Below are 20258 nucleotides of genomic sequence, written 5' to 3'. Positions count from 1 at the left end.
AATAGCCGCTTAAGCCTCATTAAAAAACGTACCACCTTGGCTTGAAAACGATGTTAACCAAAGACTGAAATCTTCAGCAGAAAGTGGTTTAGAAAAGTAATAGCCCTGCACATTCTGACAACCGGCTTGCAGCACGCTGGCTAAACCACTGCGATTCTCTAGCCCCTCTGCTGTGACTTTCAAGCCTAAGCCTATTGCCAGCTGAGTGGCGGCTTTGACAATCAACGCATCTTGGAAATTGTTTTCAATATCTTTAATAAAAGCACGGTCTATTTTTAGCTCATGCACCGGTAAGGATTTTAAATAGGCTAATGACGATTGGCCCGTACCAAAATCATCAATGGCTAAGCGAATACCCGATGTTTTCAGTTGCTGTAAATTATTAATGACTTTTACCGTGTCTTGCATAACCGCGCTTTCGGTCACTTCTAAACTTAAGGCTGAAACCGGTACTTGCCACTCTTCTAGCCACTCGACAATCGTCTGCGGTAAATGTTCATCTAATAAATCATTAGCCGACAAGTTAACCGCAACCGTCAAATCCGGATGGCATTCTTGCCAGGCTGCCAACTGCTTGATCACCGATTGCAGCATCCAATTTGAAATCAAATTAATATTACCCGAGCGTTCAGCCAACAAAATAAACTCGACAGGTGAAATAAAACCCAATTGCGGATGTTGCCAGCGGATCAAAGCTTCAGCACTATTACAATGTTGCGCCATAATATCGACTTTGGGTTGATACACGATATGCATCTGACCGCTGCTCAAGGCTATCGGTAAATCACGAATTATTGTCAGCTCTCGCTGATGACTTTCATCTTGGCCACTTTGATACAGCGCCAGCGCCAAACCCTTATTTTTGGCAGAGTTTAAGGCAATATCTAAGCGGCGCAGCACCTTATTCACATCATCCTCGCCTTGAAGATATAAATAGCTACCGGCTATCAATTGCAAAGAAATCGCCGAGCCGGCGATATCAAAGGGTTGGCTTAATTGTTTTAACAGTACATCACGCGCGATATCACTGATACTCTCGGGTAAGACAATTAAAAACTCATCGGCGCCTAAGCGTGCAGAGAAGGTAATGTCATTATTTAACACCAAACGAGAAGCCAATTGCTGTAACAACACATCGCCGTTGCTAAAACCAAAACTATCATTCACATGCTTAAATTTAGCGATATTAATTTGCAGTAACTGGCCATCCCCCATCGCAAACAAGCGCGGCAAATGTTTCTCCACCGCCAAACGATTACCTAAACCCGTTAAGCTATCTCGCTCGGCTTGTTCTTTTAATTGCGTTTCTCGCTGATAAATACCCGTACGCATTCTGGTTAACGTATTGGCTAACATGCCAATTTCAGCGAGTTTTACTTCCGGCGCTGCAACTGTAGATCCCTTGCCTATCGCGGTAGCAAACTGCACCAACTGTTCTAAAGGGCGTGTAACACTGCGGGTGTAAAAGAACGCCACGACTAAAGCTAAAGCCAAACCCAGACTAAAAATTTGCACTAATTGACTGCGTAACTGCTGATAATTGCTTAACCAACGCTCATTCGGTAAATGCAGCCAAGCCCATAACTGATTGTCTTGATCTAAAGCAAAGGCTTGCGAAATGTAGTTTTCACTCTCATCCATTAAAATTTGCGACTCACCCAGCAGCACGTTTTGCAGCATAGCTGAAAATTGTTGCTGTGCCCCCGGCACTAAGGTCGTTGTTAACATGTTACGGTTAGCGCCAGATAACTGAGAGAAACTAACATCTAAGCCGGTGATATTCTGAATTTGCTGTGCAAGCTGCTCATCGACAGTAAACCCCATGCCAACCCAAGCCACCACTTGCGGGGCTCGAACCGGCACTAATACGATTTGATAGGCTTCGTTGTCCAAACTGATGATATCGGCAAAGGCGCCCTGCTGTGAGCGGGCGGCTTGAAAGCTTTGCTGTAAGGGGTCAAGATTGATAATCGGCAACGTTGAGGCTAGCATGCGACCATCAAGGGCAAATAATACCGATAAATTTGCATTAATTCTGCCGCCATGATTTTCTAAAACACTTTGAATGGTGCCTTGCTCAGCGGTAGCAACGGCTTGGCGAAAACCAAAATCAGCCGCTAAAATGCGGACACTTTCCGTTAACTGATCGCTTCTAACCTGCAGTGTTTGCCGAAACACATTAGTAGAAACCTTGAGAATTTGACGGGCTTGTTCTTCGCTATCTTGGCGCATCGTGCTGAGGGTAGCGTAGCCGGTGACAACTGCCAGCAATACCAGTAAAGCAACCAGCAATAAGGTTAACTGACTACGTAAAGAATTAAACATCTCGAGCCTTCAGCCTAAATCAACACCTCTAAATACTCAGAGGAAAAGTTAAAAACATGATATATATTTTTAATAACAAGAACTAAGATGCACCGGAAAAGCATTACCGTCAATCATTACGTTGTAAATAATTCAATACTTTTCAGGCTTTAACCTATCAAGGTGTTAAAGCCCTATGTTAATAAAATACTAACGTTTAAAGCGATGCACCATTTCCGCTAAATCATCAGACACCGTATTCAGTTGCTCTAACGTTACTGAGGCTTCAATGGCAGCTTTAGTACTTTGCTCTGCTAAAACCGAGATATTGACGATCTGCCGATTAATATCGTCAGCGACATGCGCCTGCTCTTCTACCGCGGTGGCCATTTGAGTCGACATTTGAGCAATATCACTGACCGCAGCATTAATACCATTAAGCATATCGCTACTTTCTTGCACTTTATGTACACCGGCATCGGCGTCAATCGCGCCTTGTTTGGCTACTTGCACGGCATTCTCTGCACGCGCGGTCAACTCCGTCACAATACCATAGATCTCTTGCGTAGACTGTTGAGTGCGCCGTGCTAAATTTCGTACTTCATCTGCTACCACCGCAAAACCACGACCCTGCTCACCGGCTCTGGCCGCTTCAATGGCCGCATTTAAAGCCAATAAATTCGTTTGATCGGCAATTTGTTCAATCATTTGCGCCGCTTGCACAATCTTACCGGTTTGATCGGCCACTTCGGTAACCGAATGGCCAATAGTCGCGACGGTTTCCCGCAGTTTCTCTATCGATTGACGGGTGCGATCAGCAATTTCATTACCTTTGCTTGAAAGTTTATTCGCTTTGTCGGCCTGCAAAGCGGTATCCGTAACATGATGCGCTACTTCTGCTATCGTGGTGGTCATCTCATTCATCGCCGAAGCCACCTGCAGCGTTTCGGCTTGCTGGCGATCAATTTCAACATTTGCTTCACGCGTGAGTACCAAACCACGGCTTGAATCACGTGATACATCTTTTGCTGCACTTTCAATACGGGTAATCATCGAGGCCAAATGCGCCCTATCGCTTAAAATACTGACTTTTAATAACCCTATTTCTGAGCGATCATCGGTATAACTTGACGCTGCTAAAGGATCGGTAAAACGACCGGCTAATAAGGTTTTTAAATCACTTAATAACTTAGCGCGTCGTTGCTGATAAGTGGCGGCAAGAACCAATAAACCGGCAATGAGCACCCATTGTGCAACGGCGAGATCGGCAAGTAAGAATGTCGCCACACTAATCAATAAAATGGCCATTAGCACCATAATAGGAATACTGGGTAAATTTAATGATTTTTTGCCTTGGCTGATCTGCTTGTATAATTTCTCAGCGCGAACCACGTCCTCTTCTCTTGGACAGCATCTAACCGACTCATAACCCACCACATTGCCTTTTTCCGTGATCGGCATGACATAAGCATCAACCCAATAATAATCACCGTTTTTACAACGGTTTTTAACCAGCCCCATCCAAGGTTGGCCTTTTTTTAAGTATGACCACATATTGGCATACGCTTCGGGAGGCATATCAGGATGGCGCACTAAATTATGCGGTTGGCCAATCAACTCTTCACGAGAAAAGCCACTGATCTTCATAAAAGCATCATTGCAGTCAACAATGACGCCACGGGTATCTGTTACTGAAATTAACCGCTGTTCAAGGGCAAAGCGTTGCCGTTGATTTGTTACTGGTAAATTTTTTCTCATAACCTATTGTTAGCCTTTGCAAAGGGTCAGATACCGTAAAAGATCATAACCGCGAGTTGAACTTACAGAACCGATCTTCAATAACAACAGTTGTTAATAAAACCGGAACCTACCACCATAAATCAAGCATTTAGATATTATAAGCATATCAGAGATTTTGACATTCAACCTGATTTTAAAGAAATTAACTGCTGCAGCTTTTAGCGAAGCGAGACATTTTACGGTATGATCACACCATCTTAAGTTGCAGCTGCGCTGCTCTGATAAAAAAGGTCTGGCATGACTGATTCGCCAAGTTTTTACTTTTATGATTACGAAACCTGGGGCGCCGATCCCAAGCGCGATCGCCCCTCGCAGTTTGCTGGTATTCGTACAGATTTAGCCTTAGATGAAATCGCTAAACCGGACATGTGGTATTGCCAATTGGCGCCTGATTATTTACCGCACCCGGCTGCCGCGTTAATCACAGGCCTGACCCCACAACTGTGTAATCAAAAAGGCTTACCCGAAAATGCCTTTATGCAGCAGATCCTAGCGCGTTTTAGCCAAGCCAATACCTGCGTGTTAGGCTACAACAGCCTGCGCTTTGACGATGAAGTAACACGTTACAGTTTGTATCGTAATTTCTTTGAGCCTTATGGCCGTGAATGGCAGCAAGGCAATAGCCGTTGGGATTTAATTGATGTGGTGCGCGCCTGTTATGCTTTACGACCAGACGGCATTGTTTGGCCACAAAAAGCAGACGGTAGCCCCAGCTTTAAATTAGAAGAATTAAGTAAAGCCAATAACTTAAGCCATGCTAATGCGCATGATGCCCTCTCTGACGTATATGCCACCATTGGTTTAGCCAAACTGATTAAACAACAACAACCCAAGTTGTTTCAGTACCTCTATGAACTGCGCAAAAAGCAAAAAGTAGCAGAGTTGATTGATGTTGCAGCTTTAACCCCCCTGGTGCATGTGTCATCAAAATTTCCAGCCACGCAAGGCTGTGTTAGTTGGATTGTGCCGCTTGCCTTTCACCCTACCAATAAAAACGCGGTTATTTGTTTTAACTTACAGCACGATCCTCGCCCTTTGCTAACAGACGATTTAGCAACACTGCAAGAAAAACTGTATAAAAAAACCATTGATCTGGCTGAGGGTGAACAACGGCTGGGCTTAAAATTAGTGCATTTAAACAAATGCCCCGTGTTAGCTAATGCCAAAACACTCACGGTAGAACGTGCCACGGAACTGGGCATCGACCGTGCTGCCTGTTTAGCGAATTTAGACTGGATCAGGCAACATAAACAAGTGCAACAAACTGTGGTGGATTTGTATCAATTACCTCATGAGTATGCTGCAGAGACTAACCCTGATTATCAATTGTATAGTGGCTTTATTAGTGATGCTGACAAACAAAAAATGCAGCAATTACAACAGATGTCAGCTGAGGCGTTAGCGGCCAATCCGCCCATATTCTCTGAAGATCGCCTTAATCGTTTATTATTTTTATATCGTGCTCGTAATTATCCGTTGACCTTAACCGAAGCCGAGCAACAAAAATGGCGCCGATATTGCTCAGATAAGCTGTTACATGGTGAAGATAACCCCAACTTAACCTTTGAACAGTTTACGTTGGCCTTAGAACATTTTGTCGAGTTACACAGTGGCGATGAGAAAAAAATCGCCTTATTAAAATCCTTGTATCGTTATGTTGAAGCGCTGTAATCCCCTTAGCGATGGCTTAATGCTGGCGTGGCGGGCATTTCACTTTAACTACAAGGTTTTTGTCATAAAGTATTTCTCGCCACCGGCAAACGGATAATCTGCTTGGATCCACTCTACGCGATAACCTTGGCGCTGATAAAACGGGCGCGCCTGAAAGTTTAGCGTATCTAAAATCACATAACGACAGCCTCGCGCTTTAGCAATCGCTTCGGCCTCAGCCAACATCGCTCGCCCGATCCCTTGTTGTCGCAGCGAAGCATCTAACCAAAACGACTCTAAATAAAACCAATTGCCAAAAGTGCGACCGGCTAACGCCGCTAATAACTCGCCGTTACGGCCAACCTGCTTTAAACCCAGCGGTTGCCGCTGACTGGCATCCCAATGCAGCGCGTTAAATTCAATAATTTTTTGTTTTGCGATTTCAGCAAAGGCATCGTTGTGTTCACAAATAAAGGACATAGGTTCTGATATTCGTTCAGTAGGATTATGACTGCAGTATGCCAAGGCTGCCGCTTTTAGCAAAGTGGCACAGCGGCTGATCATCAAATTATGTTGCTGCAATCAGCCGATACACCTTGCGATGTATTCATTATCAAGCCGCAACGAATGCGTGTTGGCCCCTAAAAACCCATAGTTTTTAACGCCAGATAAGGGGCAACGAAAAACGTCAGCGTTATCACCTTATAGTGGCTTAAAAAAGCATAAAATTTGAGTTGTAAAGCGGCGGCATCTAAATCAAAGAACTTTTGATGTAGGGCGATGGCAAGATTGCGACCTAACATCAGCATCAATGAAACGAAGGTTAAATAGGCCAAATTCAGCAAAGCTGCCCAACCGAGCAACTCTGTAAGCTGGGATAACGTCATACCAATGCTCCTTGTTAACGACAATGATCGGGCGTTACCCCCTCAACCTGAGCAAGCAGCCCGAAGTCAAAAACGGTGTTGAGGGATCTCAAGCATAAGTCATTTTATGCAAACCGCCAGCTTAAACCGTTAATTCGTTTAAAGCCGCTAAAGCCGCTGTCGCTTTGCTGGTTGGCACAAAAATATGATCATGGTAATAAGCCGCCATAACATTAGCGCTAATGTCTTTTTCGGTTAATTTGGCGGCAACGGCAGCGGTAAGCCCCACCGCGTCTAAACTGGAATGCACCGTTAGAGTAATTTGTTTAAAACTACCGCTGTAGGCTAAACCGGCTTGATCTGCCGTCGTTTTTTTTAACACTAAGGTTAAGCCTTCAGGTTCCAGAAAGGTCGCAAGGGGTTCGAGCGTCAAGAAATGGGCTAAAGGTTGCGTCACCGTACAAAACACCCATTCATCAGCCATAAGCTGAGGTTTCAATCCGGCCAATAATTGTTTTAATTCGACAATAGCAGTCATATATTACCTTTAAAAATAGGGAGTTATGACAATAAGCGACACCTTAGAGGCGCAGAATATCCCAATCAGGGATCAGGTAAGCAAGGGACAATCGCTTGTAAAAACGGGCGATACAAAACCACGTTTTTTGTATCACCCTTGATGAGCACTTAAACGCTGACACAACCCAGAGGAAGAACCAGCGTTGTTGCAGCTCAGTTTGTAACCCGTTTAGCCATCAGCATTAATTTGTTTAATTAACGCTTGTAAAGTAGTGAGCGCTTCATTTTGTGGGATCTGGCAAGTCCCCGCAGCCTGATGCCCCCCACCGCCGTATTTCAACATTAACTCACCCACATTGGTTTTTGAGCTACGATCGAAAATGGATTTACCGGTAGCGAACACAATATTTTGCTTTTTAAAGCCCCACATGACATGAATAGAAATATTGCATTCAGGGTATAAAGCATAAATCACAAACCGGTTACCGGCATGAATGATCTCTTCGTCTCTTAAATCCAGCACCACCAAGTTTTTGTGCACTTTAGCACAACGACGTAACTGTTCTTTGAACAAGACATCTTGTTCAAAATACAGCTCTACCCGCTCATACACGTCAGGTAACGCCATGATTTCAGTAATAGTATGGGTTTTGCAGTAATCAATCAGATCTAACATTAAGTTGTAGTTAGAGATGCGGAATTCACGGAAACGACCCAAACCAGTACGGGCATCCATTAAGAAATTAAGTAAATCCCAACCTTGTGGATTTAACACTTGTTGCTTGGTAAATTGCGCCGAATCTCCGCGATCTACCGCTTCCATCATATCATCCCACTCTGCAGGAAAAGCATCATGCCCGCCATAATAATTCCACACGACACGCGCGGCGGAGGGGGCATCCGGCTCAATAATATGATTATCCATTTTTTCATTACGGATAGTTTCAGAAAGGTGGTGATCAAATGCCAGATGAATACCGGGTACAAATGGCAAATTGGTTGAAATATCATTGCTGGAGACTTCAATTTTGCCATCTTGCATATCTTTAGGATGTACGAAGGTAATGTCGTTAATCATATTGAGATGCTTTAACAGCACGGCACATACCAAGCCATCAAAATCACTTCTCGTGATTAAACGGTATTGTTTTTCTGACATATTTTCCTCTTCGATCTCGAATAAACGGACTAATTCTGATTAGCGCCAAAATTGTTCGGCATCCCCGCAGGCATGTTTTTTTAAAGCTCAGGTCGGGGCATTGAATCGTAAACACTTTATGCTGTTCTCTATCATTACACACTGGGCGAAAAAAGCCATGCTATAAACCCGTGTAATACAAAACTTCTTTAATTTGTCAGTGAGGTTGCTGCAGTTTTAAACGATACGGACAAGTTCACAGGCCGAGCCTTGCCGTTCAATTTACTTGAATAGGACAACAAGCTGCAAGTTTTGCGCTTACCATCACTAAAAAGTATTAAGTACAGCCTATTGTTGTCAGCCACGCTGAAAACGCAGCCCTAACCTCTCATGCAATATATTACATATCAACGGCGGTTTGCACGCTGATAACAACGGGCTTATTAACAACAGAGTCAACGCTACCAAGCCGCGTATAACGCTTAGCCTAAATGCTGGCGTGTTTATTTTGCTAAAGGGATACGCCGAAGTAACACAGGTAAACCCAGCATCGTAAATAACACCGTCATAAAACAGGCTAAAATCATAGCGCTAAACACGCTTTGGCTGACACCCGCCTCTAAGCCTTTTTGCATCACTACCATCGCAATCTCCATGCGTGGCACCATACTTACGCCAAGTAACAAGGCGGCGCCAAAGCCCAAGCGAGGCCAGGCAGGTAACATCACCCCGAGTATTTTACCCAGTATGGCAAACAACACTAACACCGCCGCAGGCCAGATCAGGCCATCGAGACTACTGATATCAAACAACATACCGAGACTGATAAAGAAAAACGGCGTTAAAAAATCGTATAAGCCATTTAATACCGGCTGCTCATGCATGGCACTGGGATCACGTGAAAATGCTAACCCCGCAATAAAAGCCCCCACTGCCAGCGATAAACCCGACACTTCAGCTAATGCCGCAACAATAAAGCCTACGGCAACCATAAAGACCACTAATTCATGCGACAAGGCATTGCGCACAATCACGCGGGTTAGCCGTGGTTCAATGCGCAATGAAAAAAACCACGCTACCACGGCAAATGCGGTTAATAACAGCACGATATACCCAAGATTAAGGACCACATCCAAGGGTTGAATAGCGGTGCCACTAACATAGCCACTAAACAAATGGTACTAAGATCATCTAACTCTGCAACATCGAGTAGCAAGGTACCTTGTGGCGTAGTTAACTTACCGGCATCAGACCATAAACTCACCGTCACGCCAACACTGGTTGCGGTAAATGCAATGGCGATAAATAAACTGGTCACTGCATCTAACGACAGGATCCAATAAGCAGCAAGAAAACCTAAAGCACCACTGACAACCACATTCCAAAGCCAGATCCAAGAGGCATTAGGAAGTTGCGTACGCAAACCTTTTAAATCGGCATTAATACCGACTTTAAACAGCAGCATAATCAACCCGGCTTCACCTAGCACGCTCAAAATAGCGCGCATTGACAGATGGCTAGTCGCCATATTGCCATTCACCACTTGTCCCACCACGATACCAATCAGCATAAACATTAACATCGGTGGGCACCATCGACGGTTCACAAACAAGCGCACCAGCAATATCGCCAAGAAGATGACTCCAAGCACAAAGATGGCGTAAAAAGTATGTTGTTGCTCCATCAGCGGGCGATCCTTTTCATTGGCGAGTGCGGCGAAGTAACGCTTCGTTAAGTAAAACGGTTTAGCGCTAAAAGCGAATATACTTGGCTTGCAGACAAAATTAAGCCGAATAAATTTAGTCGGCTGTAGTCAAATCAGTGGTTTTTTTGCCCTTGCGCATAAACCAACGCGTAACCAAAACACCCAAAACAAAACCCATCAGTAATAAGAATAACATCATGAAGATACGTGACAGCGCAAAGCGCCAAAACAAGAAACTGATCTCCACAGTTTCAGTATTTTGCATCACAAATATCACGGTGCAACTAAGCAAGATCAATAACATTATCGCTTTAAATTTTGACATAAACAGGCCATTCCTTATGATAGAACCTAATGAGGTTTGTACTGGGCTGAACCTTTGCTCATCAATGGCTGAGCCAGGTTAACCCTAAGCTTTTTTCACAAACTCTGACTTTAATTTCATGGCACCAATACCCTCTATTTTGCAATCAATGTCATGATCGCCACTCACCAGTTTAATATTTTTTACTTTCGTACCTACCTTAACCACTAACGATGTGCCCTTCACTTTCAAATCTTTAATAACGGTAATGGTATCGCCGTCTACTAACTTATTACCATGTGCATCTTTAATATCAAGCTCATCCAACACGGCAATATCATCACGGGTTTGCCATTCATGTGCACACTCAGGACAAATGAAGAAGCCTGCATCTTCATAGGTATAAGGGGAATCACACGTCGGGCAGTTGGGTAAATCACTCATGATAGCTTTCTCAATGTCTTCATTTAGCTAATGGCATGCCAAATCTAAAGGCGTGATATACCCCCGACTTGCATCATTTAAGTTTAAAATAGCTTTAGTTTACAACCTGGTGCCAGTTTACAACGGATAGCCTAATAATACTTTGATTTACATTAGGTTTTGCACTTTTACTTGTCTTGATCTAAAGCCTGCATCTCACTGTGAGCGTGATAAGCCTAAGCTTTAAACACCTCAGTCTCATCGCTAAATGATTTAAACTCTAGTGGATTACCACTGAAATCTAATACAAACATGGTTTGTTGCTGGCCGCTTTTACCCGCATAACGCAATTGCGGTTTTACGATAAAAGTCACCTTCGCTTGTTCAAGTTTTTGCGCTAAGCTCGTAAATTGCTCGGCAGTTAATAAACAACCAAAGTGTGGGATCGGCACGGCTACGCCATCAACTTGGCCACAGTAATCCAGTGCACTCTCCACTACACCCACATGCGCTGATAGTTGATTACCATAAAAATCAAAATCGACCCAATGTTCGGTCGAGCGCCCTTCTGTGCAACCTAATATATCGATATAAAAAGCCCGTGTACTGGCCAGATCTTTGACTTTAAAAGCATAATGAAAAATATTACTCATAAATTACTCTGCAAATAAGATGACAAATAAAAGCGTTATCGCCCAAACTAGCAAGCTCGCGCGGCTTATTAACCGTTACTGTTAGCTTGCATACCACCATCAGTACAGTTTTACGCCATAGCCTTATAATGAGGCAACTGTGTTATCCGTTTTAACCATGCCTGTATAGCCGGATAAGCGGCTAAAACAAAGCCTCCCTCATCGGCAACATGCGTATAAGCGTAAAGCGAGATATCGGCAGTCGTAACTTGCGACCCAGTAAGAAAAGGCGTTTTAACTAATTGCTGTTCCAGCACCGCTAAGGCTTTATGCCCACCCTGTTGTTTCGCCGAGTACTCCGCCGCTCTGGCTGCAGGTAAGCCTAAATATTTATTAATAAACCGCGCAACGGCAATATAAGGTTCATGGCTATATTGTTCAAAGAACTGCCATTGCAACACCCGAGCGTGCGCTAATGGCTCAGTTGGGTAAAGCGCGCTGCCATGAGCTAAGTAATTTAAAATAGCGTTAGATTCTGACAAGGTCTGCCCGTCATCCAGCACTAACAGCGGAATTTTGCCATTAGGGTTAAGCGCTAAAAAAGCGGCGGTTTTCGTATCACCTGCCAGGATATCTACCACCTGCCATTGATGCGGGATCTGCAACAAACTACAGAGTAATTGCAGTTTATAACAGTTGCCCGATTGGCTATCACCATAAATTTTCAAGGTTAATCCTTCACGGAGTTTGAGTCGAAGTGCGCAGATAATGCCTTGAAAAAGGTGTATTCGTCCAGCCCCGCCATACCCAGCGGCTTAGATTGCGCACTCCACATGGCCACCACCAAGTTTTTATCGGGGTCTACAAACACGTACTGACCAAATATGCCTTCTGCGGCATAACTGCGGCCATGCATAGGCCAAAACATATAGCCATAATCGATAGTCTCGCCCGCAATCACTTGGCGCGAGCTCGCTTGAGCCATCCAGCCTTTGGGTAAAATACGTTGCTGATTAATCACACCATCATTTAATAAAAACAAACCAAAGCGACCATAATCGCGCAAAGTGGCCGATAAACCACTGCCGCCAATTTCTAAACCATCTGGCGATTGCAGCCACCAGTTTGCCTCTGCTTGCATGCCCATTTTCGACCAAATTTTTTCGGATAAATACTCGGCAACAGGCTTACCGGTGGCAGCGGCAACTAAAGCGCCAGCCAGTTGTGTTTCACCCGTGCTGTAATTCCAAACACTGCCAGGCGCAGCCGCGCGCGGTAATGAGGCCATCAAATCTAAAATGGCCCCAGGTTGCTGGCTTAATTGCGCTTCAAGCATGCGCCGTCGATCGGAGTTGGGATCGGTGTATGTTTCATTCCACGCCACTCCCGAACTCATTTGCAGTAAATGTTTAACCGTTACACCCTCGTAAGCGCTGCCTTTAAAGCGCGGCAGATACAGCACGATAGGATCATCAATACTGTTAATAGCGCCGTCTTGGATCGCCGCACCGATCAGGGTGGCGGTGATTGATTTAACGACCGACATCGACATCCAGCGGGTCTGGGCATCGTTACCCAGTGCATAGTGCTCAAATGCAATCTCACCGTTGTGAATAATTAACATGCCACTGACCCGATTGATCGAGAGCACATCAAACATGTCGTACTGTTCGCCAGCGACCTGATAACTAAAATCGGTCAGCGGTGTCTTACTCAGCGGTAACGCACTTACCGTATCGCCACGAGCAACCGCGCGCGTCGGAAACAATCTGTCGATATTGCGAAAGGTATTAACCTGCAGATCAGGGTAGAGCTTGCCATCATACACTTGCCGTACACTGCCAATAGGCTCAGAGGCATGACGGTACGGCTGTTCAGTTGCGCTAAGCACACCACTTAGTAGCAACAGCGCCAAACTGCAGCAAACGGTTAATTTCGCTTTAAAAAGTGACCATAACATCAGATAAACTCCCGGTTTAATCTCGCTCATAGCAAATAACCCCAAATAGCTTGTGCCAACACTTGTTATTGCGCGTTGCTCACAGCCCGATGGCCATAGCTTAGCACACGGGTGATTTGCCATTTCCCATCATGGAAACGCCAAACCATGGTAAAATCGGCTGCGCCCTCACATTGACCACTAACAAACTGACAAAAACGATGTGAACCTTGTGAGATAGCACCAAAGTCTTTTATGGGGTGAACAAGCAAGCTGCCAGCAACTAAGTGGCGGCTAAAATGACCACAGGCATACTGTTTAGTATTGGCTAGCATCTCATCGCGAGTGAACGTCACACCGCCTGTATCATGATAAAACTCAATGTCTTCAGCAAAAAAATTGGCATGTTTCTCCAATTGTGTCGGCTCACTACACTGATTAAAAGCCTCAAACACGGCGGTATCCAGCGTCGAAATCGTTACGTACAAGCGGTCTTCCTCAGGGAGCGTTGTGGCGCTAAGCACAAAGGTTGGCGCCAGCATAAGCAACAGCAGTTCTGGTAAACGAAAGCAACTTCTCATCATCATTCCTCGAGTGATCTATGGCTGGCCGTTTTCAGCTAGGCTTACATTAAAGCACATTCTTTAGCTTGATAAAGGGCTTAAGGCTATTTAGCCGCAAACCACATCTTGCTCTGTCGGTTTGCAGTGATGCTGCGGCCGCCAATATAACACCACGGCGAGCAAGCCGTGTTGGCCTTTAAATGCAAAATGCCGCCGAAGATGGGCATCTTCGGCGGCATTATTCAGCGTAACAAGCGCGGTTTATTTGGCGCGTTTGCTTTGAGCGCCTGCTCTTTTTGGCTTGTTGGCAGTCGCGCCACTGGATTTTTTCACACTGGCCGGTTTTACCGTATTGGCATCTGCTGGCTTGGCAGTGCGCGCTTTACTCTTGGGCTTAGCTTTGCCTGCAGCATCCATCTCAATGGTGGTTTCACTGGCTTTATTGGAGCGGCCTGACAGTACTTTGCGTGAGATACTTTTTAGTAAAGACGCGCGGTTACTGACTTCAAAACCAGGCTTGATAATGCGCTCAATCTTGGCACCAATCAGCTTTTGAATACGCTCTAGTGTTTGCTCTTCTTCACGGCTGACAAAGGATATGGCATCACCCGCCGCACCAGCGCGGCCAGTACGACCAATCCGGTGCACGTAATCTTCTGGCAAGTATGGCAAGTTAAAATTCACCACATAGTCTAAGCCTTGAATATCTAAACCACGCGCTGCTACTTCGGTGGCAATCAGCACTTGTAACTTAGCCGCTTTAAAATCTGCGATGGCGCGACGTCGAGCGCCTTGGCTTTTATCGCCATGACACACTGCCGCGTCTATCTTACTCATTTGTAAGCCGGCTAATAACCGATCAGCTTGCTCTTTGGTACTGGTAAAAACCAACACCTGAAACCAGTTTTTCTCGGCTAACAATTGCTCAAACAATTCAATTTTTCGGTTCTCTTCAACCGAATACACCACATGGTTTACGGTATCGGCGGTACTATTTACCTTCGCAACGCGAATTTGCTGATGATTATGCAAAATTTTATGCGACAGTTCATTGACGGCTGGCGATGTGGTTGCCGAAAACAACATAGTTTGACGATGTTTTGCGGTCATTTGCATCAGCTTTAAAACATCAGTAACAAAGCCCATATCCAACATACGATCCGCTTCATCTAGCACCACAAACTCAACGTCGCTTAGTATCACGTGACCCAGCGCTAAGTGTTCCAGTAAACGACCCGGTGTGCTGATCACCATATCCATGCCGGCTTTTAACTTATTCGCTTGGCCACCCATCTTCACACCGCCATATAAGGCAGTGACTTTTAAAGCGGTAAATTGAGCATAGCCGCTGATCGCATCGGCTAATTGCTCAGCCAGCTCACGCGTTGGCGTTAAAATTAAAGCACGAGGGCGCTGTGGTGCCGTGTCTTTGGGTTTATCCAACATGCGTTGTAAAATAGGCAAGGCAAACGCCGCCGTTTTGCCCGTACCGGTTTGCGCGGTTACTTGTAAATCTTTACCGCGACGCGCTGGCACTATGGCTTGCGCCTGAACCGGCGTCATATTGGCATAACCCATTGTTTCTAAGGCGCGTTGTAACTCTGGCGCTAAATCTAAAGATGAAAATTGCATAAAGGATCCTCTGTAGAATAGCTACAGTCAAAAAATAAGAGGCGGAATATACAGTATTTTAGCGGTTTAACAGAGGATTGTTTGTTATTGCGTCAATTTTACTAAGTAAAAACGGCTGAAAGCTTGGCGTATTAAGCCAATATAACACTAATCTATCTAACCCTGCGTTAGCTAAGCATCTTAAATACTTAGCTTAAACGTTTTTGCCGCTGGCAAATCACAGCACGGACATATCACTCCCGTGCTTTTCATATCCTAGCACTCACTCAGTGCCAGTACTGGGCGTTTATTCCAGATCTTCGTCAGCACGTGGCGCGTGCTGGCAGGCTTTAGCCAATATTTCCACGTAAAAAGCGTCGAGCTGTTGCTCGACGGCCGCATCAATATGTTTATTGATTTCAGAAGTGAAAATCTTTTTTGCCACGTCTTGTGTTGCGCCAAAGCGGCAATCAAAGGTCCAATAGTCAGCACCCGCAGGCAGTTGCTTGCGCCGCTCTCTGGCTAAATACTTTTTAATATCGTGTTTAATAGCGTCCACCAAACGAGCAGGTTGCAATTTTGGATGAGTTAACGCGAATGTCTTTTTCATAAATTCCTACAGAGGTACACTAAAGAGTCAAAGCTAAATATGCTTTTGGCCGCGTATTCTACATGGATGAGCGACAGATAACCGCTTCTATCTGCATTTTTTGTTAAAACTCTTTGTAAGCAAGGCGACCATGCTCGCCAAAACCAAGCCATTGCCGTTAAAAGTTTTACTAATGACACTGTCGTGCCCAGGCTAAACCGTTAGCGATTAATGTCTTCTTGTTTATTGTTGGCTAAGTGGGTTTTTATCGGCTCGAAGTAGCAACAAGGCTTGTAGAAACTGCTGTTGCTGCTTTGGCGAAATCATCAGCGAGCGACCTTGGCCATAATCAATCCGCAGTCGATCTAGTGACAACGCTGGGCTCGATAAAGGATTAATCGTTGGGGTAATGTTGCTAATTTGCACAATGGGGATTTGCCACTGAAAAGGGCCACTTTTCACCAGCAATTGCTGCTCTGTTAGGGTATAGCGAGTACTGTTAATCAGCCAAATAGGTAACCCTGAGCTTACCAGCAGCGCGAATAACGATGCGACAATATCAGCATTGTCGCCGCTATTTAAAGAATGGATGACACCATAAAGTGCCGCAAGTGCTGCAGCAACCAGCACGATCCCCAGCCAAGTATCCACTTTTGATCTAAAAACCTGTGTCATATCGCTGCTCCTGCTGCTGTATTTAACAGCAGCCAAAAGGATTAAACCTCAAAGCGTCAACGTTAAGGTTGAAACGACCATGAGGTTAAACATGTGCCATTTTAAGACCCACAATACCGATACAAATCAGTGCCAAACTCGCTAATTTAAGCGCGCTAACAGACTCGCCAAACAAGAAAATACCAAGAATAGCCGTACCCACCGCACCAATTCCTACCCAAACAGCATAAGCCGTACCAACGGGTAAGGTTTTCAACGCTATCCCCAGTAAAAAAAAACTGGCGATTAACGAGCATACGGTGGCGACAGTCGGCCCAAGCTTGGTAAACCCATCGGAGTATTTCAAACCAACGGCCCAAGCAATTTCCAACAGCCCAGCGACAAATAAGACAAACCAACTCATAACAACCCCTTTTTAAACTCTGGGGTCGTCCCCGAACACATCGAGCGGTGAGGTCGTCCTCACTTCAAGTTGTTTAGTACCTGATAAAAGAGCCTTTACAACAGCGAACTACTGCGGTTATGCCTAATGCAATTTACTATAAATCAGTCGTTGTAGAAATGGATAGCCGAAAAATTCATAGAAAACGAACTTGAACAGCTCTACTGGCACTAAAGGCATGAATCATGGCATGTTGATGTGAGTAAACCGCGTCATGCTAAACGCTAAACTTTGCTTGAAGCCTCAACTTTTAATGCAAAATGCTTATAACTGCAACTCGGAGGCTGATTCAACGATAATCTCTTGCGCTAACCCCATATTGCCTCCGTAATGAAATTTGCTAACGCATTCGCCGTTGGCTGCACGGCCCTGTTCGGCCTGCTTACTGCAACAATTATTTTATTCATACTGAATCATGTTTTTAGAAAAACATACCAAGCCTACTCTTAGCACGCTGCTTTCTTTACCGACCATGGGATTTGATAGAATTACTGAGAACTGTTCACTCATCCCAACCCAATTTTTTTCGAATACGCTTAGCCCATCCAGGTCTTTGCATCTTGTAACTATATATATTGTCGGGAACCATGATGTTCGGATTGGCTAAAACAAGTGCCTCGAAAAAAGCGCGTCGATCAAACCCTCGATAATTCCCGTACATCAGTTGCTTTTGCTCTCCGTTTTTCAGCACCAGCACATTCGACAAAAAGTTTTGCTGGGCATCACTAACTTGCTTTAATTGCGCTATGTCTGCCATCTTGACTTGCCAGCCCACATCACTAAAAGTAGGGTCAAAATAGCTCAAGGTACTTGGCGTAACGCAAACCCTAATTTGCTTATTTTCAAGCCAAAACCACAGTGCTAATCCAAGTAAAACGGCTTCAATAACCCAAATAGCGATATCCAGCACATTAAGAAGCTGTGTTAGTGCATCCTTATCACTTGTTAACTGAGGCAGATAGTGGTGTGCAGCCACATATAAAAGGAAGGCCACGCCAGCATTAATAACAAGTAGCCGTGCTGAAGCCCGTTGCTTGCGTGTAAAAATGAAGTACGTTTTCATATTTTTACCTTCCTGAACATCCAGTACTTTCGCGCTACAGCCATCGCTGAGAACACAGATGAGCATACTGCTTAGCCTGCGTATAATACCAAGATTGCCGGAATGACAACTAGAAAGGGTTTATTCCCAAAGCGGCCTTATCACCCAACAGCCGCACCTGCGGCTACCGCATAAAAGCGCAGGCACAACCTAAGCTAACGTTACGGTACTTAACTTGGTTTAATGCGCTCTTCAGCTCTAAGCGTTAAAACCTCGTACCCCTCTGAGGTGACAGCCACGGTATGCTCCCACTGAGCAGATAACTTCTTGTCGCTGGTAACAACCGTCCACCCATCTTTCTTCAACTTAACCTTGGCCTTACCTTGGTTAATCATCGGCTCTATGGTGAACACCATTCCTTCTTGCAGCACTAACCCTTTGCCGGGTTGACCATAATGCAATATCTGTGGCTCTTCATGCATTTCGCGGCCAATGCCATGCCCGCAATACTCGCGAACAACAGTGTAGCCATATTTCTGAGCATGACGCTGGATAGCATGACCAATATCCCCGAGAGTGGCACCAGGCTTAACACTATAGATCCCTTGCCACATGGCCTCATAGGTTATATCGACCAGTCGCTTAGCGGCTGGCATTACGTTACCTATCATGTACATTTTGCTGGAGTCAGCGATATATCCGCCCTGCTCTAAGGTGATATCAATGTTGATAATATCCCCAGATTTCAGCTTTTGCGTAGTTGAAGGAACCCCGTGACATACCACCTGGTTTACTGAACTATTCAGAACATATTGATAGCCATACTGGCCTTTACTTGCTGGACGAGCTGACAACTGTTCAGTAATAAATTGTTCCGCTAGATCATTGATCGCCATTGTTGAAACACCCTCGACAATCAAATCATCAAGGTAAGCAAACACTGCCGCCAAAAGCCGGCCAGACTCGCGCATAACAGTTAATTCTTCGGCACTTTTCAGTTTTATGCTAGCCACCGACAACCATCCTTACCTCTACCTGAGCCTGCTTCATTTGCTCGCGCATGATGTCAGAAAAAGACATATTAGGATTCGCCTCGGCAAGCATACCCACCTTTATCCAAAACTCAGCCTGAGCATTAATAGAGCGAACCATCACGGAACTCGCCTTGCGAATTTCTTCGTGTAGCTCGTCATCAATTTTTACAATTCCCATAGCCAACCCTTATATATGATTCATATACGAATCATATATTGCCAATAACAGCTTTGCAATCTGCTCAAGTTATTTAACCTGCTCTACGCCCGCTTCAAACGCCATTATTACGCAGCCGAATACCCAAAAATTTTTCAATTGCCATTAAAGGCAGCAGATCATAGGGCTTTAAAAGATGGCATTCCTACCGAGCGTTCCAGTCGACATTAAGATGGTAATAATGCATAAGAGCACTTTGAATGGTGGTTTAGCTTCGCTAGTTTTCACATAACGCTATACTGCTAACGAGTTTAGCAGCTGCAGGCCGCTTGGTTTTAAGTGTTGGTGATGCCTAAACTACTAACCTTTTTAAAAACACAATTTTGTCCTCTGAACCACAAACACTTTTATCTAGGCCAACTATTTCATAGCCGTTTGATGTCAGCATCTTAAGCATGCTAGGAAAGCGATCCATGGATTTCACCTTAATTTGTTTGTAACCTGCATTCCAAACCCATTTTTCTTGATAATTAAGCAGCTGCGTTGCAACACCATGCTTTCTATGCTCAGGAATAACGCCACCTAGCCAACTATAAAAGGTATCTTCAGTGAATTGATAACCCACTTTATAGCCAATAAGAGCCCCTTGACACTTTGCTACTAAAATTAAACTAACGACTCCAGCAAGCCTACTCTCTAATTGCTCAAAAGTTGTGGCTTGCTCAAACTCGGGTATCAGTTTGCTTAGGGCTACAATATCTGCAGTACTGCCGATTTCTATTATAATGCTCATAGCTCATTTAAAGGCTTAACGCCTAACTATGCTGCGGCAAGCTGCGCAGCGGGTTGAAGACCCATCCGGGGC

At 44.8% G+C, this 20258-nt stretch carries 21 protein-coding genes and 1 pseudogene; 1 reads left to right on the top strand and 21 read right to left on the bottom strand.

Annotation, left to right across the window (positions count from 1 at the left end; genetic code table 11):
* Positions 1-9: 9 nt before the first annotated feature.
* Positions 10-2325: a putative bifunctional diguanylate cyclase/phosphodiesterase gene (locus L1N97_RS09025; RefSeq protein WP_236129549.1), complete on the bottom strand. Its 2316-nt coding sequence runs from the start codon at positions 2323-2325 to the stop codon at positions 10-12.
* 189 nt (positions 2326-2514) lie between these two features.
* Complete coding sequence (locus L1N97_RS09020) at positions 2515-4062, bottom strand: methyl-accepting chemotaxis protein (RefSeq protein WP_236129548.1); 1548 nt, start codon at positions 4060-4062, stop codon at positions 2515-2517.
* A gap of 279 nt (positions 4063-4341) precedes the next feature.
* Between L1N97_RS09020 and sbcB the strand changes: the two genes are divergently transcribed.
* The gene (gene sbcB / locus L1N97_RS09015; protein WP_236129547.1) at positions 4342-5775 is read left to right on the top strand and encodes an exodeoxyribonuclease I; all 1434 of its coding nucleotides are present in this window, start codon (positions 4342-4344) and stop codon (positions 5773-5775) included.
* Between the two features lie 48 nt (positions 5776-5823).
* Here sbcB and L1N97_RS09010 read toward each other — a convergent pair whose 3' ends face one another.
* The 19 genes and pseudogenes from L1N97_RS09010 to L1N97_RS08920 all read right to left on the bottom strand — a co-directional run bounded on the left by L1N97_RS09010 (position 5824) and on the right by L1N97_RS08920 (position 20186).
* Positions 5824-6336, bottom strand: a complete 513-nt coding sequence (locus tag L1N97_RS09010; RefSeq protein ID WP_236129546.1) for a GNAT family N-acetyltransferase — start codon at positions 6334-6336, stop codon at positions 5824-5826.
* 59 nt (positions 6337-6395) lie between these two features.
* The gene (locus L1N97_RS09005; RefSeq protein WP_236129545.1) at positions 6396-6641 is read right to left on the bottom strand and encodes a DUF6868 family protein; all 246 of its coding nucleotides are present in this window, start codon (positions 6639-6641) and stop codon (positions 6396-6398) included.
* A gap of 121 nt (positions 6642-6762) precedes the next feature.
* Positions 6763-7158 (bottom strand): ACT domain-containing protein, encoded by a 396-nt coding sequence (locus L1N97_RS09000; protein ID WP_236129544.1) that lies wholly within the window; start codon positions 7156-7158, stop codon positions 6763-6765.
* Positions 7159-7368: 210 nt separating this feature from the next.
* Positions 7369-8298: an exopolyphosphatase gene (locus L1N97_RS08995; protein WP_226752120.1), complete on the bottom strand. Its 930-nt coding sequence runs from the start codon at positions 8296-8298 to the stop codon at positions 7369-7371.
* A gap of 482 nt (positions 8299-8780) precedes the next feature.
* Positions 8781-9853 (bottom strand): annotated as a pseudogene (locus L1N97_RS08990) (cation:proton antiporter).
* A gap of 223 nt (positions 9854-10076) precedes the next feature.
* Entirely contained in the window at positions 10077-10307 is a 231-nt protein-coding gene (locus L1N97_RS08985; protein ID WP_236129543.1) for a lipopolysaccharide assembly protein LapA domain-containing protein, read from the bottom strand.
* Positions 10308-10391: 84 nt separating this feature from the next.
* Complete coding sequence (locus L1N97_RS08980; RefSeq protein ID WP_236129542.1) at positions 10392-10730, bottom strand: zinc ribbon domain-containing protein YjdM; 339 nt, start codon at positions 10728-10730, stop codon at positions 10392-10394.
* A gap of 215 nt (positions 10731-10945) precedes the next feature.
* Positions 10946-11362 (bottom strand): VOC family protein, encoded by a 417-nt coding sequence (locus L1N97_RS08975; RefSeq protein WP_229585759.1) that lies wholly within the window; start codon positions 11360-11362, stop codon positions 10946-10948.
* Positions 11363-11472: 110 nt separating this feature from the next.
* The gene (locus L1N97_RS08970) at positions 11473-12069 is read right to left on the bottom strand and encodes a glutathione S-transferase family protein (RefSeq protein ID WP_229585760.1); all 597 of its coding nucleotides are present in this window, start codon (positions 12067-12069) and stop codon (positions 11473-11475) included.
* 2 nt (positions 12070-12071) lie between these two features.
* Positions 12072-13301, bottom strand: coding sequence for a serine hydrolase domain-containing protein (locus tag L1N97_RS08965; protein ID WP_236129541.1), 1230 nt, complete (start codon positions 13299-13301; stop codon positions 12072-12074).
* Positions 13302-13366: 65 nt separating this feature from the next.
* Positions 13367-13861, bottom strand: a complete 495-nt coding sequence (locus L1N97_RS08960) for a nuclear transport factor 2 family protein (RefSeq protein ID WP_236129540.1) — start codon at positions 13859-13861, stop codon at positions 13367-13369.
* 243 nt (positions 13862-14104) lie between these two features.
* Positions 14105-15475, bottom strand: coding sequence for a DEAD/DEAH box helicase (locus L1N97_RS08955; protein ID WP_236129539.1), 1371 nt, complete (start codon positions 15473-15475; stop codon positions 14105-14107).
* Between the two features lie 286 nt (positions 15476-15761).
* A complete protein-coding gene (locus tag L1N97_RS08950) occupies positions 15762-16064 on the bottom strand; it encodes a DUF6172 family protein (RefSeq protein ID WP_229585763.1) in 303 nt (100 codons plus the stop codon).
* 222 nt (positions 16065-16286) lie between these two features.
* Complete coding sequence (locus tag L1N97_RS08945; protein ID WP_236129538.1) at positions 16287-16718, bottom strand: PH domain-containing protein; 432 nt, start codon at positions 16716-16718, stop codon at positions 16287-16289.
* Positions 16719-16803: 85 nt separating this feature from the next.
* A complete protein-coding gene (gene sugE, locus L1N97_RS08940) occupies positions 16804-17121 on the bottom strand; it encodes a quaternary ammonium compound efflux SMR transporter SugE (protein WP_226752129.1) in 318 nt (105 codons plus the stop codon).
* 541 nt (positions 17122-17662) lie between these two features.
* Positions 17663-18289 (bottom strand): hypothetical protein, encoded by a 627-nt coding sequence (locus L1N97_RS08935; protein WP_236129537.1) that lies wholly within the window; start codon positions 18287-18289, stop codon positions 17663-17665.
* A 143-nt stretch (positions 18290-18432) separates the two neighbouring features.
* On the bottom strand, positions 18433-19215 hold the full coding sequence (gene map, locus L1N97_RS08930) for a type I methionyl aminopeptidase (RefSeq protein ID WP_442967228.1): 783 nt from the start codon (positions 19213-19215) through the stop codon (positions 18433-18435).
* A complete protein-coding gene (locus tag L1N97_RS08925; RefSeq protein WP_229585769.1) occupies positions 19208-19414 on the bottom strand; it encodes a ParD-like family protein in 207 nt (68 codons plus the stop codon). The genes map and L1N97_RS08925 overlap by 8 nt, the downstream gene beginning before the upstream one ends.
* A 331-nt stretch (positions 19415-19745) precedes the next feature.
* Complete coding sequence (locus tag L1N97_RS08920) at positions 19746-20186, bottom strand: GNAT family N-acetyltransferase (RefSeq protein WP_236129536.1); 441 nt, start codon at positions 20184-20186, stop codon at positions 19746-19748.
* Between the last annotated feature and the right edge of the window lie 72 nt (positions 20187-20258).

Source organism: Rheinheimera sp. UJ63 (genome assembly GCF_021568285.1).
Taxonomy (GTDB): domain Bacteria; phylum Pseudomonadota; class Gammaproteobacteria; order Enterobacterales; family Alteromonadaceae; genus Alishewanella; species Alishewanella maricola.
Note: the sequence above shows the minus strand (reverse complement) of the source record. Positions and strands in the feature narration are given on the sequence as shown.

What these genes read in the sequence shown, in the direction of transcription:
- L1N97_RS08960 (WP_236129540.1), bottom strand. Translation starts at nt 13,861, where the DNA reads ATGAGAAGTTGCTTTCGTTTACCAGAACTGCTGTTGCTTATGCTGGCG.
- L1N97_RS08950 (WP_229585763.1), bottom strand. Translation starts at nt 16,064, where the DNA reads ATGAAAAAGACATTCGCGTTAACTCATCCAAAATTGCAACCTGCTCGT.
- L1N97_RS08995 (WP_226752120.1), bottom strand. Translation starts at nt 8,298, where the DNA reads ATGTCAGAAAAACAATACCGTTTAATCACGAGAAGTGATTTTGATGGC.
- sbcB (WP_236129547.1), top strand. Translation starts at nt 4,342, where the DNA reads ATGACTGATTCGCCAAGTTTTTACTTTTATGATTACGAAACCTGGGGC.
- L1N97_RS08980 (WP_236129542.1), bottom strand. Translation starts at nt 10,730, where the DNA reads ATGAGTGATTTACCCAACTGCCCGACGTGTGATTCCCCTTATACCTAT.
- L1N97_RS08920 (WP_236129536.1), bottom strand. Translation starts at nt 20,186, where the DNA reads ATGAGCATTATAATAGAAATCGGCAGTACTGCAGATATTGTAGCCCTA.
- L1N97_RS08935 (WP_236129537.1), bottom strand. Translation starts at nt 18,289, where the DNA reads ATGCTCATCTGTGTTCTCAGCGATGGCTGTAGCGCGAAAGTACTGGAT.
- L1N97_RS09020 (WP_236129548.1), bottom strand. Translation starts at nt 4,062, where the DNA reads ATGAGAAAAAATTTACCAGTAACAAATCAACGGCAACGCTTTGCCCTT.
- sugE (WP_226752129.1), bottom strand. Translation starts at nt 17,121, where the DNA reads ATGAGTTGGTTTGTCTTATTTGTCGCTGGGCTGTTGGAAATTGCTTGG.
- L1N97_RS09025 (WP_236129549.1), bottom strand. Translation starts at nt 2,325, where the DNA reads ATGTTTAATTCTTTACGTAGTCAGTTAACCTTATTGCTGGTTGCTTTA.
- L1N97_RS08925 (WP_229585769.1), bottom strand. Translation starts at nt 19,414, where the DNA reads ATGGGAATTGTAAAAATTGATGACGAGCTACACGAAGAAATTCGCAAG.
- L1N97_RS09005 (WP_236129545.1), bottom strand. Translation starts at nt 6,641, where the DNA reads ATGACGTTATCCCAGCTTACAGAGTTGCTCGGTTGGGCAGCTTTGCTG.
- L1N97_RS08965 (WP_236129541.1), bottom strand. Translation starts at nt 13,301, where the DNA reads ATGTTATGGTCACTTTTTAAAGCGAAATTAACCGTTTGCTGCAGTTTG.
- L1N97_RS09000 (WP_236129544.1), bottom strand. Translation starts at nt 7,158, where the DNA reads ATGACTGCTATTGTCGAATTAAAACAATTATTGGCCGGATTGAAACCT.
- L1N97_RS08975 (WP_229585759.1), bottom strand. Translation starts at nt 11,362, where the DNA reads ATGAGTAATATTTTTCATTATGCTTTTAAAGTCAAAGATCTGGCCAGT.
- L1N97_RS08955 (WP_236129539.1), bottom strand. Translation starts at nt 15,475, where the DNA reads ATGCAATTTTCATCTTTAGATTTAGCGCCAGAGTTACAACGCGCCTTA.
- L1N97_RS08945 (WP_236129538.1), bottom strand. Translation starts at nt 16,718, where the DNA reads ATGACACAGGTTTTTAGATCAAAAGTGGATACTTGGCTGGGGATCGTG.
- L1N97_RS08985 (WP_236129543.1), bottom strand. Translation starts at nt 10,307, where the DNA reads ATGTCAAAATTTAAAGCGATAATGTTATTGATCTTGCTTAGTTGCACC.